Here is a 13,953-nt window from a genome sequence, read left to right as displayed (position 1 = left end):
TCACGGCTGCTCCTTCGTACCGTCCGACCGAACGTCACACATTGTGCGCGCTCGCGGCCAGATGTGGGGTCGCCAGCTTCTCGACGTACTTCGCGACCACGTCCACTTCGAGGTTCACGAGATCGCCCGCTTCGCGGCGGCCGAGCGTCGTGGCCTCGAGCGTGGTGGGGATCAACGCGACGGAGAACTGCTCGTCGGTGATCGACGCCACGGTCAGCGAAACGCCGTCGACGGCGATCGAGCCCTTCTCGACGACGTACTTCGCCAGGCCCGTGGGCAGGGCGAACGTGGTCACACCCGTGTCGTCGCGGGACAGGAAGACACCCGTGCCGTCGACGTGGCCCTGCATGATGTGCCCGCCGAGCCGGCCGCCCGCGGGGGTGGCGCGCTCGAGGTTCACGGCGTCGCCCACGGCCACCTTGGCGAGGCTGGAGCGCGCGAGTGTCTCGTTCACCACATCGACGGTGAACCCACCATCCGAGACGTCCACGACCGTCAGGCACACCCCGCTGACGGCGATCGAGTCGCCGTGGTTCGCGTCGGACGTGACCAGGGGGCCACGCACCGTGAGCCGCGCCATGTTCGTGCCCTGCTCGACCGCGGTGACTTCGCCGATTTCCTCGACAATCCCGGTGAACACTGCTGCTGCCTCCTCGCCGCCGTCACCGTCCGAACCCGGTGATCCCTCCATCCAACACCCGCCCGTACCCCGATGTTTCCCGGGGCGCGGGGTCAGTTCGCACGGTGGCGCGCGGCCTGTTCACGCAGGGCCGCGACCGCCCGGCCGGGGTCGTCCGCACCGTAGACGGCGGACCCGGCGACGAAGCAGTCGACACCGGCTTCGGCGGCCTGCTCGATGGTCTCGGCGTTGATCCCGCCGTCGATCTCCACCACGAGCTTGAGGTGGCCGGTGTCGACCAGCCGGCGCGCGGTGCGCACCTTCTCCAGCACGTCGGGCATGAACGACTGGCCCCCGAACCCGGGCTCGACGGACATCACGAGCAGCGTGTCGTAGTGCTTGAGGGTCTCGACGTAGGGCTCGAGCGGGGTGCCGGGCTTCACCGACAGGCCCGCCTTCGCCCCGGCGGCGCGCAGGTTCTTCGCGAGCTTCACCGGGTCGTTCGCGGCTTCCACGTGGACGGTGACGTTGTAGGCGCCGGCCTCGGCGTAGCCGATCGCCCAGCGGTCCGGGTCGTCGATCATCAGGTGGCAGTCGAGCGGCACGTCGGTGGACTTCAGCAGCGCCTCGACCACGGGCAGGCCGAGCGTCAGGTTGGGCACGAAGTGCGCGTCCATCACGTCCACGTGGACCCAGTCGGCGCGGGTCTCCCCCGGGTGCGCGATCGCCGCGATCTCCTCGCCGAGCCGGGCGAAGTCCGCGGACAGGATGCTGGGTGCGATGAGGGGTCGATCGGCCACGCCCCGAGTCTAGGTCGGGCCGGTTAACCGTCGTGAACCGGCTGCGGCCGTCCGCTGTTCGCCTTTCGGACACACCGTGATCATCGGGATGACTCGTGTGGAACACATGCACACGGACTAATGGGGCGACCCGGAAGTTCCGGATTAATCCCCATCCGAGGAGAAACTGCATGAGAACGCTCTTCGCCGGCCGCCGCAAGTGGCTGACCGCGGGCGCGCTCGGCGCCGCGCTGATCGCCGCGGCCCCGGTCGCCTTGGCGACTTCGGACACCGCGACGTCGCGCACCGCCTCCGCGGGTGACCGCACGCAGGACGTCCGCAACGCGATCCAGGGCGGCACCGCGCGCAACGTGATCCTGTTCATCGGCGACGGCATGGGCCAGTCGGAGATCACGGCGGCACGCAACTACGAGCGCGGCGCGGCCGGGCGGCTCGCGATGGACGAGCTGCCGCTGACCGGCGACTACACCACGTACGCCGTGGAGCAGAACAACCCCGGCAAGCCGAACTACGTGACCGACTCGGCCGCGTCCGGCACCGGCTGGGCCACCGGCACCAAGACCTACAACGGCGCGATCTCGGTCGACGCGTACGGCAACGTCGTGCCGACCATCCTCGAGCTGGCCAAGCGCGGCGGCCTGCGCACCGGTGACGTCACGACCTCCGAGGTCCAGGACGCGACCCCGGCCGTGCTCGGCTCCCACGTCGTCAGCCGCGACTGCAAGGGCCCGGTCGAGACGACCGCCAAGTGCGCGCAGAACGCCAAGGAGAACGGCGGCGCCGGCTCGATCTCCGAGCAGCTGGTGCAGACCCGCCCCGACGTGCTGCTGGGCGGCGGCGCGGCGTTCTTCGCCCAGAAGGTGACGGCCGGCAAGTTCAAGGGCAAGACCGTGCTGGACCAGGCGAAGGCCGCCGGTTACAACGTCGTCAACACCGCCGCCGACCTGGCGAAGGCGAAGAACGGCAAGCCGGTCCTCGGCCTGTTCGCCGCGAACAACATGCCGGTGAACTGGACCGGCCCGGCCGCGGTCCACGGCGGCACCCAGCCGGCCCGCTGCACGCCGAACCCGGCGCTGCCGAAGACCCAGCCGAAGCTCGCCGACCAGACCCGCAAGGCGATCGAGCTGCTCGACGACCGTCACAGCGACAAGGGCTTCTTCCTCCAGGTCGAGGGCGCCAGCATCGACAAGCAGGACCACGCCGCCGACCCGTGCGGCCAGATCGGCGAGACGGTCGACTTCGACTCCGCGATCGCCGCGGGCCTCGCCTATGCCCGCAGCCACCGCGACACCCTCGTGCTCGTGACGGCCGACCACGGCCACAGCAGCCAGATCGTGGAGCCCACCGCCACCCCGGGCCTCACCGCGACGCTGGTCACCAACGAGGGCTCGAACATGACGATCGCCTACGGCACCGCGGAGCCGGGCGGCTCGCAGTCGCACACCGGCACCCAGGTCCGCATCGCGGGCTACGGACCGCAGGCCGCGAACGTTGTCGGGCTGACCAACCAGACCGACCTGTTCTCGACGCTCAAGCGCGCTCTGCACCTGCGCTGACGTTCGGCTGACGGGTGTGTCCTCGGGTTCCGGGGGCACACCCGTTTCTCATGTGCCGGGCAGCAGGTCCAGGACTTCCGACCAGGGCCGCCGGGGATCCAGGCGGTGCAGCCGCACGCCCGCCGACTTCAGCGTGTCCAGGTGGCGCTGCCAGGCCGGGTGGTACACCCGGGTGTCCTGGATCTGGTACGCCACCACGATCGTGATCCCGGGTGCGCCGAGGACGTCGCCGAGCAGCGTCAGCGCCTGGTTGTCGGCGATGCCCAGGGCGAGCTTGGCCAGCGAGTTGGCCGACGCGGGAGCGAAGAGGAACACCGCCGGATCCGGGTGCGGGCGCGGCTCGCCGGGCAGGCGCGAGACGCTGCGCACCGGCAGGTCGGTGGTGGCGGCCAGCTCGGTCAGCCCGCCCGTCGCCTCCAGCCAGCGGTGGGCGACGGGGGTCAGCGTGACCGCGAGGCGCCAGCCCCGCGCGGCGGCGGGACGGGCGAGCTCGGCGGTGAACCGGGTGTCCAGCCCACCGCACGAGCTCGCGACCAGGCCGAGGTCCCTCACGGCTTGCGCAGGGTGGCGCAGAACATCGCGTCGGTGCCGTGGCGATGCGGCCACAGCTGCACGTACGGGCCGTCGCCGAGCTGCGGCACGCCCGGGAAGACCTCGCGCGCGTCGAGGACTTCGGCCTTGGTGCGGCGGGCGATCTCGCCCACCACGCCCTCGGTCTCGGCCAGGTGCGGCGAGCACACGACGTAGGTGACCACACCGCCCGGCCGGACCAGGTCCAGCGCGGCGGTGAGCAGCTCGCCCTGCAGCTTCGTCAGGTCGGAGACGTCGCTGGGCTTGCGGCGCCAGCGCGCTTCCGGGCGCCGCCGCAGGGCGCCGAGGCCGCTGCACGGCGCGTCGACGAGCACGCGGTCGTAGCCCGGTTCGAGGCCGGACTCGCGGCCGTCGGCGACGCGCACGGTCACGGGCAGGCCGCGGGTGGCGTTCTCCACGAGCTTGGCGCGGTGCGGGGCCTTCTCGACGGCGTCGACGGTCGCACCGCTGATCGCCGCGAGGGCGCCGAGCAGCGCGGCCTTGCCGCCGGGGCCGGCGCACAGGTCGAGCCAGCGTTCGTCGGAACCCTCGAGCGGCACCTTCGTGGCGGCGATCGCGCACAGCTGGCTGCCCTCGTCCTGCACGGCGGCGAGGCGTTCGCGCACGGGCTCGGCGTCGGCCGGGTCACCGGCGCCGGCGGGCAGCCGGACACCGTACGGCGAGTACGGGGCGACGTCGCCGCCCGTGATCGCGGCCAGCTCGTCGGCGCTGATCTCGCCGGGCCGCGCGACCAGGTGCACCTCGGGGCGGGCGTCGTCGGCTTCCAGCGCCGCCTTCAGCTCCGCGCCCTTGTCGCCCAGCGCTTCCGCGAAGGAACGCGCCACCCAGCGCGGGTGCGCCGTGCGCATCGCGTACGAGCCGATCGGGTCGGTCGCCTCGTCGGGGGCCAGCTCGTCGAGCCAGGTCTGTTCGTCCTTTGCGGACACCGAACGCAGGATCGCGTTGGCGAACCCCGTTGCCCACGAACCGGCTTCGGCGCGCACGAGGTCCACAGTGGACCCGACGGCCGCGTGCTCCGGGATGCGCGTGCGCAGCAGCTGGTAGACGCCGAGGCGCAGCGCGTCGAGCACCACCGGGTCCGTCTTCTCGATCGGCCGCTCCGCGCAGGCGCCGATCACGGCGTCGAGCAGGCCCTGGGCGCGCGAAGCGCCGTAGGTGAGCTCCGTGGCCAGCGCTGCGTCGCGACCGGTGATGCGACGTTCGCGAAGCAGTTGCGGCAGCACGAGGTTCGCGTACGCGTCCTTCTCGCGCACCGCGCGCAGCACGTCGAACGCGACCTGGCGGGCCGGGTCGACCTCCGGCGGACGGCGCGGTCCCTCTTTGCGCGGAGCCGGCCGGCCCCGCTGCGGCCTGGACGGCCGCCGTTCCCCACGCTCGTTCACCGCAGGCGCTCTCCCTCTTCGATCCGTGTACCGCGCGCCCAGTCGGTGGCCGCCATCCGTTTCTTGCCCGATGCCTGGACCTCGCCCAGCCGCACCGGTTTCGTCGCCGTGCCCACGAGCACCCGCTTGCGCTCGACCACGAGCTCGCCCGGCGGCGGGCCCGGTTCGTCGACCACCGTGACGGGCCCCAGCTTGAAGCGCTCGCCGCGGAACTCCGCCCACGCGCCCGGCTCCGGCGTCACCGCGCGGATCTGGCGGTCGACGGCCGCAGCCGGGTCCGCGAACGATACGCGAGCGTCTTCGACCGTCACCTTCGGCGCGTAGGTCATGCCTTCGGCGGACTGCTCGACGGCCCGCAGCGTGCCGTCCTCGATGCCGTCCATGGTGGACAGCAGCAGGTGCGCACCCGACTCGGCGAGCCGGCCCAGCAGCGCGCCCGAGGTGTCGGCCGGGCCGATCTTCTCGGTGACGACACCGAACACGGGCCCCGCGTCGAGCTCCTTGACGATGCGGAACGTGGTGGCGCCGGTGATCTCGTCGCCGGCGCGGATCGCCGCCTGCACCGGCGCGGCGCCGCGCCACGCGGGCAGCAGCGAGAAGTGCAGGTTCACCCAGCCGTGGACCGGGATGTCGAGCGCGGACTGCGGCAGCAGCGCCCCGTACGCGACGACGGGGCACGCGTCGGGCGCCAGCTCCGTGAGGCGCGCGAGGAACGCGGGGTCGCCGGCGCGCGCGGGCGTGAGCACCTCGATGCCGTGCTCGTCGGCGAGCGCCCCGACGGGCGAGCGCACGACGTGGCGGCCGCGCCCGGCCTGGGCGTCGGGGCGCGTCACCACCGCGACGACCTCGTGGCGACCGGATTCGAGCAGAGCGCGCAGCGAGGGCACCGCGGGTTCGGGGGTGCCGGCGAAAACGAGCCTCATCACCGCACCTCCGGAAGCGATTCGTACTGGTTGGACATCACGGTCGAGTCTAGAAGACCCGCGCGTCGCCGCGGCGGTGGTGCCAGGATCAGGGGATGACCACGCTCAAGCAGACCCTCCACGACGACCTCACCACCGCCATCAAGGCGCGCGACCAGCTCCGCTCCGCGACCCTGCGGCTCACGCTCTCGGCCATCGGCTACGAGGAAACCGCGGGCGACACCCACCGCGAGCTCTCGGACGACGACGTGCGCAAGATCATCACCCGCGAAGTGAAAAAGCGCCGCGACGCCGCCGAAGCCTTCGCGGGCGCCGGGCGCGCCGAATCGGCCGACCGCGAACGCGCCGAGGCGGAGGTCCTCACCGGCTACCTGCCGGCGCAGCTCTCGGACGAGGAGCTGGCCGCCCTGGTGACGGACGCCGTGGCGAGCACCGGCGCGTCCGGGATGGCGGGCATGGGCGCGGTGATGAAGGCCGTACAGCCGAAAGTCGCGGGGCGCGCGGAGGGCGGCCGCGTGGCGGCGGAGGTGAAGAAGCAGCTGGCCGGTTGAGCGAGGTCGTCGAGCGGGTTCCTGCGCCGAAAAGAGAAAACCCGGTCCCCGCCAGGTGCGGGACCGGGTTCCCGGCCGCCCGGGAATCGTGGTGGGGCAAGGAGAACGCGGACGGCCTACCGGAGGGCGAGAACGGCCAGCGTCGTGAGTCCGCCGAGGCCGCCGACCGCCATGACGACGCCGGCCAGCGCCGCGGCCGACGCGGCCGTCTTCACGACGAAGCCGACGATCCGCCGCACGATCCGGACGGCGACGACGAACACGACGAGGGCAACCACCAGCACGACCGTCGACGGGTCCGGGCCGCTCCCGGTGGCGGCGGCCGCCAGCGCGTTCATCGGCGGCCTCGCCCGGCACCGATCCGTTCGGCCGGCGGGATTTCGCGTGCGGCATCGCGCCAGGCCTCGAACTCGCGGCGGGTTTCGAGCGCGCGGCGGCGTTCGGAACCCAGGCGCCAGGCCCAGCGCCAGCCGACGGCGAGCGAGACCACCGAGCCGAGCACGAGCACCAGAACCGCTTGCGCGACAAGGCCGCTCAAATCGGCGACGCTCAGGAGCACGAGCAGCGCCCACACCTGCGTCACGGTGAACGGGATGACCAACGCGGCCGCGTAGACCCCGCGGCGCCAGCGAATCGGTTGCGGGGCGGGAAGAAACGGGTCCATGGCTGCCTCCGTCGTGAGTGTGTACCACCAGGATTCCGCTGTGGCGCAGGGAAATCTGTGTCTGCAGACACGTTCGGGGAAACTCGCGGGCCTGATTTTCCGGTTTCAACCGGCGTTGAAAGCACAGGAATGCCCACTGCGCCGGGAAATCCACAGCCGCGCGCCCCCGAACCGGCCGTGGTGCAGGGAAATCCCCGCCGGTTGCGACGACTCAGCGCGCGAGCCGGCCGAGTTCCGCGAACTGGTGCACGACCACTTGGCCCCGCGAGGTACTGACCACTCCGAGCCGCCGCAGCTCCCGCGTGACCCGCGCCCACGACTCCCGCGAAATCGCCGCCGTGGTGGCGAGTTCGGCCTGCGTGCCGGGGATCGCGATGACGATGTCGTCCCCGCGGCGCACCCCGTGCTGCACGGCCAGCTGCATCAGCAACGCGGCGACGCGGCGGGTGATGGTGCCGCCGCCGACGTCGAGGCGCTGGCGGCCGGCGTCGCGCAGGCGTTCGGCCAGGACCAGCAGCAGCGCCCACGAGATGGTGGGCTCGCGCCGCGCCAGCGCGGCGAACCGGGGAGCCGGCACGACGAGCGCGTCGAGGTCGTCGAGCGCCGCGACGGTCGCCGAGCGCGGGCCGCCGTCGATGGCGCCGAGCTCGCCGACCACGTCGCCCGCGCCGCGCACGGCGATCACGACCTCGCGGCCGTCGGAGGTGGCGATGGTGATCCGGACGTGGCCGGCCAGCAGGAGCACCACCACGGCGGCGTGATCCCCCTCGCGGCACACCACGTCGCCACGGCGGTAGCTGCGCCGGACCGCGAGCTCCGCGACCTTGTCGCGCTCGGTGGCGCCGAGCGCGCGCCAGAATCCGGTCGTGTCCACGGGGTCACCTCCCGGGTCGTCAGGCGGTGAGCCCCGTTCTGGGGCTGCCGGCCCCGGCCCAGTCGGCGGTGCGGAGCCAGCCCCGCATCCGCCGGCCGCCCACTCGCACGTGGAACGCGTCGGTGAACGCGGCCCGGTCAATGCCGTCGTAGTCGTGGCGGACCACCGACCAGTGGATGGCCTCGGAGACCGCCAGCGCGAGCGGCGCGTCGGTGGTGCGCAGCCGGCGCCGCAGGTCGGCGGCGTCGAGCAGCCGGCAGGCGAGGTCGACGTCCTCGCCGTAGGGGCCGTGCAGGTCGTAGTGCACCTCGCCGGCGTGGATCGCCACCCGGAGCCGGAAGGCCTCGTCGGGCCCCTCGGCGTTGTGGCGCGCGAGGAGCTCCGCCAGCGCGGGCACCACCTCGGCGAGCAGGACCGTCTTCGGCGCCTCGTCGACCGGCCGGACCAGGCACAACGCGCCATCCCCGCGATCCACGAACGGGTCCCGGAACCCCTCCGCGATGCCGCCGGCGCGGAACGCCTCGTCGAGCAGGTCGAACAGAATCGCGCGCAGCCGCGCCCGAGCGGGGTTGGTGCGGGTGGTCGACCCCTCGATGTCGACCACCACGATCGCTCGATGCAGTGGCACGTGCAGAACGCTGGTGTCCATGGCCGACCCCCTGTTCAGGTGGTTCCTGAAATCCAGTAGACTTCCATAGATCGAACTATAAAGGCTGCGACTGAACCTGAACAGGGCCTTAGACTTAAGTTCTCCCTAAGAGTTTTGCCGATCCGCGAACTGAACAACCCCTCAATTCTCCGCCGGAGACGTCCCGACGAGCCTCCCACGCCGTTCCAGTACTCTCCGTGTACAATCTTCGTCACTCGCGTTCCAGTGGACTTCACTGAAAGGTCTGAAGTCGTGTCCCAGCCGAGCCCCGCCCTCGCCGGACGCCTCCGCGCGCTGCGGAAGGAGACCTGGCCCGGGGTGCAGATCACCCAACGCCAGCTCGCCGACGTGTTCGGGGTGAGCAACACGCTGCTCTCGTCCTGGGAGAACACCGGCAACCCGGTGTCGCCGCCGATGCTGCGGCTCGACGCGTACGCCACGTTCTTCGCCACCCGCCGGTCGGTCGAGGGGCCGTCCTTCCGCCTGCTGCAGGCTGAGCAGCTCACCGAAGACGAGCAACGCGGGCGCGAGGACCTGCTCGCCGAGCTGACCGAGCTGCGCGGCGGTTCCCACGAGGCGACGGGCTCGGCCGAGTTCGCGCCGGGCAACGTCTGGCGGTTCCCGCCGAACGAAGACGTCGTGATCGTCGACGCCCAGCTGCCCGAGGACATGCGGATCGGCTACGCGGATCCCGCCAGTCCCGACTACTCCCGGCTCTTCAGCTACGCCGACCCGGACGCGCTGATCGAGCTGTACGGCCACATCCGGGCCTGCAACCCCACCAGCAACGTCTCCTTCCGCACCGCGAACCCCCGTGTCCCCCTGCGGCCCAAGGACTACACGGCGCACCTCGTGCTGCTCGGCGGCGTCGACTTCAACCCGCAGACCCGTGAGCTGCTCAACCTGATCGACGCGCCGGTGCGACAGATCGGCCGCGGCGGCCCCGGCGAGGACGTGCCGGGCAGCTTCGAGGTGACGCACCCGGACGGTACGACCGAACGTTTCAACGCCCAGACGTCCCTCGACGACACCCTCGTCGCGGACGTCGCGCTCTTCTACCACGGAGTCAACCCGCTCAACCGCAAACGCACCGTCACCGTGTGCAACGGGATGTACGGCCGGGGAACCCTCGGAGCCGTGCGAGCGCTGACCGACCCGCGTTTCCGCGATCGCAACCAGGCCCACCTGGACGCGCGATTCGCCCACGCGGACTCCTTCAGCATCATCAGCCGCGTGCCCATCTTCAACAACCAGGGGCTCACCCCCGACTGGACGCTGGCGGAGCACCGGCTGCACGAATGGCCAGAAACGAGCTGAGATGACCACTGCCGTCGGAGCGCCGGCGCAGCACACCACCCACCGGCGCCTGCTGGCCGAGGTCGGTGCCGGGAGGACTCCCCAGGCCGAGCTGGACGCGATCGTGGTGCCTAACGGCCGTGACGAGCACGCGCTGGTCCACGTCTGGGACATCGCCCGCGAGCTCGATGTGCCGGTCCTCCTGCTGTGCAGCCACGCGGCAAAGGCCGACCAGGTCGTGCTGGCGGCGAAAAAGGCCGGCGTGCGGGCCTTCGCGATCGACACCGACGACCTCCCCGCGAAGGTCATGCCCCAGTTCGCCACGACTGAGCTGCTGCGGCGCCACGAGCTGCTCCGCGGCGCCGACACGAGCCTCAAGCGCAACCTGGGGCTGCTCGTCGCGGGCCTCGCGCGCTGGGACCGGGTGCTGTTCCTCGACGACGACATCACGCTGCCCCGTCCGGCCGACCTGCGTGAGGCCGCGGGCCTTCTGGGCGAGTACGCGGCCGTGGGCCTGAACAACATCGGCATGCCGGACAACTCCGTGGTCTGCCACGCCTATCGCGAGTCCGGCGGGTGGCAGGACACCTTCGTCGGCGGCGGGGCGCTGGTCGTGGGCGAGCAGTGCCTCGACTCGTTCTTCCCGGACATCTACAACGAAGACTGGTTCTTCCTGCTGGGCGACAACGGGTTGCGGCGCACGGCGCTCACCGGAAGCGCGTTCCAGGCGGACTACGACCCGTACAACCTGATCCGTGCCGAGAACGAGGAACTGGGCGACACCCTCGCGGAAGGCGTCTACGCCCTGCTCGACCGGGGTCTCGGCCTCCCCGACGCGACCGAGGACTACTGGGCCGAGTTCCTCGTCCAGCGCCGGAACTTCATCCGCAAGGCGATGCTGCAGGTGCAGGAAGCGACCGGGCTGGAACCCACCCGGCGCGACAACATGAGCGAAGCGCTGCGCACTGCCTTGCACCAGAGCGAGAACGTGCTCGAGGCCGAGTTGTGCGCGAGCTACCTGCGGGCTTGGCAGGAGGACCGGGCGACCTGGTGCGCGCACGTGACCGAGCTCCACGAGCAGCACGAGGCCGACGGCATCGGCGGCGCGTTCCGCACCCTGCGCATCACCGGGCTGGTGCAGCAGAGCTAGAGGTTCTTCACCAGCACGTGGCACACCTCGGCTTCGGACACGGTGCGGCCGTCGGCGGCCGTGCGCTCGGCGTAGCAGACGACGGTGCCGTGGCCCCAGTCCCGATAGCCGAGGCGGCGGTACAGGCGGGCCGCGTCGGTGTTGTCCGTTCGCACGGCCAAGGCGCCGCGGTGGTGGCCGAGCTCGGCCAGCCGGTCCTCGGCCGCGAGCATGAGCGCGCGGCCGACCCCTCGGTTGCGCACGGCCGGCAGCACCTCCAGGTGCATCAGCAACGGCACCCCCGGCAGGCGGCGCCGGATCTCGCGTTCCTCGGCGTCCTCGAGCCACACGTACAGGTCCCCGACCGGCCGGCCCGCCCACCACGCGGTGAACAGCACCCCCAGCCCCTCGGCCTGCCGCCCGAGCCGGTCCGCGAAGTACTTCGGCTCCCCCAGTGCGGCGCCAAGCGCCTCGACGTCCGCCGGATCGGCCTCCCGGATCGAGGGCGCGGTCGCCCCTTCACCGGCCGGGCAGCCGTCGGCGTCGCGCGGATCGGTCCTGAACATCGCGCCTCCAGCGTAAAGGGACCCGGAGGAAGCGTGCAGCCAGCGAACGCAGCAGTCCCGGAGCGCACACGGAGCAACGGAACCAAGGTCCGGGGCCCGATGGGCGTGGTTCGGCCGAGTCCTCCCCCCGACCGTTGTCCACATGCCCGATCAAGGCCGAAACGAAACGGTCCGAGCCCGCAATGGTCCGGACAACCCGCTTCCGGCGCTAGATCAGCTCCAGTGGGTCGAGCTGGATCCGGATCGGTTCGGACGCCTTGCGGGCGTCGCGGCGGGCGGCGGCGTCGTGGAGGAGGGCGGCCAAAGTCTTGCCCTCTGGGCGGGCGACACGGACCAAGGCGCGTTCGCGGGAGGCGTTGCCGTCAGGGTCGAGGTCGCCGAGGGGGACGGGGCCGAGGACTTCGCCGGTGTCGGGGAGGGGCAGGTCGTCGAGGACGGAGGCGACGGCGTCGGGCGTGCCTTCGACGCTGGCCATGCGCATGGCGGGCGGGAAGCCCAGTTCGCGGCGCTGGCCGAGCTCCAGGGCGGCGTGCCAGGCCGGGTCCCAGCGGACCAGGGCCTGGACCACGGACAGGCCGGCCTCGGCGCCCACCACGATGCGGCCGCCGGAAGAGGCCGGGCGGACCAGGGCGCCGGCGGCCATCCAGCGGCGCAGGGTCTCCTCGGCGGCCCGCAGGTCCTGGCGGCCGAGCAGGGCCCAGCCGTCGAGGAGCAGCGCGGCGCCGTAGCCGCCCTCGGCGACCGGTTCGGCGCCGGGGGTGCAGACCACCAGTGCGGGGCGGCCCGGCACCGTCGCCAAGACTTCCGCGGCGCCGGAAGTGCGCACGGGAACGCCCGGGAAGGCCCGGCCCAGTTCCTCAGCCGTCCGTTTCGCGCCCACGATCACCGCGCGCAGCCGCACGGAACCGCAAGCCTGGCAACGGAACGCGGTCTCCGGCACGCCGCACCAGCGGCACGCGGGCGGCTTCGGCGCGCCGTCCACCGAGCCGCCGGGCAGCGCCAGCGGGCCGGCGCAACGGCGGCAGTGCGCGGGCGTGCGGCAGTTGCCACAGGCCAGGCCCGGGACGTAGCCGCGCCGGGGCACCTGGACCAGGGCCGGGAGGCCCGCGGCGAACGCCTGGCGCGCCGCTTCGAACGCGACAGCGGGCAGGCGGGCCACGCGCGCAGCCTCGTCGCGGGCGACGTCGAAGTCCTCCCCCACCGGCGTCACGCGCGGGGCGGCCGCGCGCAGCTCGGCGCGGTCGGCCAGCACGGCCTGCGCCCAGCCCGACTCCACGAGCAGCTGCGCCTCCGCCGTCCGCGCGAAGCCGCCGACGAGCAGCGACGATTTCGTGGCGTGCGCGCGGTCCATGAGCACGTCGCGCACGTGCGGGTAGGGCGCGTGCGGGTCGAGGTGCAGGTCGTCGCCGTCGTCCCACACCACGAACAGGCCCGGGTCGGCCACCGGCGCGAACATCGCCGCGCGCGTGCCCACCACGACCCGGACACTGCCGCGCAGCACGGCGAGCCACCGCCGGTACCGCTCCGCCGGCCCCAGCCCGGCGATCAACGCCACCACCGACGAATCGCCCATCAACGCGACACAAGCCTCGTGCACCCGAGTGAGGTCCCGATGATCCGGCACCACGAGCACCGCACCCCGGCCGCACGACGCCGCCACCGCCGCGGCCTCCGCGAGCCGGCGCGGCCAGTCCTCGCCCGGCAGGGCCTGCCACACCGCGTTGGCCGGCTTGCCGTCGGCCACGGCGTCCAGGAACGCCGGACCCCGCTGGTACTTCGCCCACGCCGACACGTCCGGCACCTCCGGCGGCGGCGCCGGTTCGGCCGCAGGCTCGGCTTCGGCTTTGGCGTGGCGCGGCGGCAAAGCCAGGCGCAGCACGTCGGACAGGGTGCCGCCGTAGCGGTCGGCCACCGACCGGCACACGGCGTGCAGCGAAGGCGGCAACACGGGCTCACTCGACGTGACGCGCTCCAGGTACGCCAGCTTCCGCTCGTACTCCGTGGTGTCCGTGCGCTCCACGAGGTAGCCGTCCACGAGCTGCCCCGCGAACCGCACCCGCACCCGGCAGCCCGGCACCGCGGCCTCGTGCAGCTTGTCGGGCACCTGGTAGTCGAACGTCCGGTCCAGGTGCGCCAGCGGGATGTCCACCACGATCTTCGCCACGGGCAGCTCGGGCGCCGGCTGCTGCGCCCCCTTGCGCGGCCCGGCTTTCCGCGCTGCCGCGGCCTTCCCGGCACCCGCGGCCGGCTTCCTGGCGCGCGGCGCCGACGCCTTCGGCTCCGAGGCGGAGCGCGAAGGCTCCGGAAGGTCCCACAGCGGGGCGGGTTCGGAGCTGCTCACCCCGAGATCTCT

At 72.5% G+C, this 13,953-nt stretch carries 15 protein-coding genes; 4 read left to right on the top strand and 11 right to left on the bottom strand.

Features of this window, described 5'->3' with window-relative positions:
- Positions 1-34: 34 nt before the first annotated feature.
- Both ACQPXB_RS14750 and rpe read right to left on the bottom strand, forming a co-directional pair.
- The gene (locus tag ACQPXB_RS14750) at positions 35-640 is read right to left on the bottom strand and encodes a riboflavin synthase (RefSeq protein ID WP_366583268.1); all 606 of its coding nucleotides are present in this window, start codon (positions 638-640) and stop codon (positions 35-37) included.
- A 92-nt stretch (positions 641-732) separates the two neighbouring features.
- Positions 733-1,419 (bottom strand): ribulose-phosphate 3-epimerase, encoded by a 687-nt coding sequence (gene rpe, locus ACQPXB_RS14745; protein WP_432852276.1) that lies wholly within the window; start codon positions 1,417-1,419, stop codon positions 733-735.
- A gap of 170 nt (positions 1,420-1,589) precedes the next feature.
- Here rpe and phoA point away from each other — a divergent pair, with 170 nt between their 5' ends.
- A complete protein-coding gene (phoA, locus tag ACQPXB_RS14740; RefSeq protein WP_432852273.1) occupies positions 1,590-2,975 on the top strand; it encodes an alkaline phosphatase in 1,386 nt (461 codons plus the stop codon).
- A gap of 48 nt (positions 2,976-3,023) precedes the next feature.
- Here the strand turns inward: phoA and ACQPXB_RS14735 are convergent, their stop codons facing one another.
- From ACQPXB_RS14735 to fmt, 3 genes are read right to left on the bottom strand one after another with little or no spacing between them, the layout of a single operon-like run.
- Positions 3,024-3,527 (bottom strand): flavoprotein, encoded by a 504-nt coding sequence (locus ACQPXB_RS14735; RefSeq protein ID WP_432852270.1) that lies wholly within the window; start codon positions 3,525-3,527, stop codon positions 3,024-3,026.
- Positions 3,524-4,948, bottom strand: a complete 1,425-nt coding sequence (locus tag ACQPXB_RS14730) for an RsmB/NOP family class I SAM-dependent RNA methyltransferase (protein WP_432852267.1) — start codon at positions 4,946-4,948, stop codon at positions 3,524-3,526. The genes ACQPXB_RS14735 and ACQPXB_RS14730 overlap by 4 nt, the downstream gene beginning before the upstream one ends.
- Positions 4,945-5,871 carry a methionyl-tRNA formyltransferase gene (gene fmt, locus ACQPXB_RS14725; RefSeq protein WP_366583263.1) on the bottom strand — a complete coding sequence of 309 codons (927 nt, stop codon included), beginning with the start codon at positions 5,869-5,871 and terminating at the stop codon, positions 4,945-4,947. The genes ACQPXB_RS14730 and fmt overlap by 4 nt, the downstream gene beginning before the upstream one ends.
- A 95-nt stretch (positions 5,872-5,966) precedes the next feature.
- Between fmt and ACQPXB_RS14720 the strand changes: the two genes are divergently transcribed.
- Entirely contained in the window at positions 5,967-6,422 is a 456-nt protein-coding gene (locus ACQPXB_RS14720; RefSeq protein ID WP_366583262.1) for a GatB/YqeY domain-containing protein, read from the top strand.
- A gap of 116 nt (positions 6,423-6,538) precedes the next feature.
- Here ACQPXB_RS14720 and ACQPXB_RS14715 read toward each other — a convergent pair whose 3' ends face one another.
- From ACQPXB_RS14715 to ACQPXB_RS14700, 4 genes are all read right to left on the bottom strand, one after another.
- Complete coding sequence (locus ACQPXB_RS14715) at positions 6,539-6,760, bottom strand: hypothetical protein (protein ID WP_432852263.1); 222 nt, start codon at positions 6,758-6,760, stop codon at positions 6,539-6,541.
- Entirely contained in the window at positions 6,757-7,086 is a 330-nt protein-coding gene (locus ACQPXB_RS14710) for a hypothetical protein (RefSeq protein WP_432852260.1), read from the bottom strand. Before ACQPXB_RS14710 ends, ACQPXB_RS14715 begins: the two co-directional genes overlap by 4 nt.
- Before the next feature lie 211 nt (positions 7,087-7,297).
- On the bottom strand, positions 7,298-7,960 hold the full coding sequence (locus ACQPXB_RS14705; protein WP_386951418.1) for a Crp/Fnr family transcriptional regulator: 663 nt from the start codon (positions 7,958-7,960) through the stop codon (positions 7,298-7,300).
- Between the two features lie 19 nt (positions 7,961-7,979).
- A complete protein-coding gene (locus ACQPXB_RS14700) occupies positions 7,980-8,609 on the bottom strand; it encodes a hypothetical protein (protein WP_386951415.1) in 630 nt (209 codons plus the stop codon).
- A 252-nt stretch (positions 8,610-8,861) separates the two neighbouring features.
- Here ACQPXB_RS14700 and ACQPXB_RS14695 point away from each other — a divergent pair, with 252 nt between their 5' ends.
- Together ACQPXB_RS14695 and ACQPXB_RS14690 are read left to right on the top strand one after the other, a co-directional pair.
- Entirely contained in the window at positions 8,862-9,926 is a 1,065-nt protein-coding gene (locus ACQPXB_RS14695; protein WP_432852256.1) for a helix-turn-helix domain-containing protein, read from the top strand.
- 1 nt (position 9,927) lies between these two features.
- Positions 9,928-11,055 (top strand): hypothetical protein, encoded by a 1,128-nt coding sequence (locus ACQPXB_RS14690; RefSeq protein WP_366583256.1) that lies wholly within the window; start codon positions 9,928-9,930, stop codon positions 11,053-11,055.
- On the opposite strand, the gene ACQPXB_RS14685 is transcribed toward ACQPXB_RS14690, so the two are convergent.
- Complete coding sequence (locus tag ACQPXB_RS14685; protein ID WP_366583255.1) at positions 11,052-11,600, bottom strand: GNAT family N-acetyltransferase; 549 nt, start codon at positions 11,598-11,600, stop codon at positions 11,052-11,054. The two genes, ACQPXB_RS14690 and ACQPXB_RS14685, sit on opposite strands and share 4 nt — an antisense overlap.
- Positions 11,601-11,808: 208 nt before the next feature.
- Positions 11,809-13,941: a primosomal protein N' gene (locus tag ACQPXB_RS14680; protein ID WP_432852252.1), complete on the bottom strand. Its 2,133-nt coding sequence runs from the start codon at positions 13,939-13,941 to the stop codon at positions 11,809-11,811.
- Positions 13,942-13,953: the final 12 nt, after the last annotated feature.

Origin of the sequence: Amycolatopsis sp. CA-161197 (assembly GCF_050942255.1) — a bacterium.
GTDB lineage: Bacteria > Actinomycetota > Actinomycetes > Mycobacteriales > Pseudonocardiaceae > Amycolatopsis.
The sequence above is the reverse complement of the archived record's forward strand: the minus strand, read 5'-3'. Positions and strand labels throughout refer to the sequence as shown.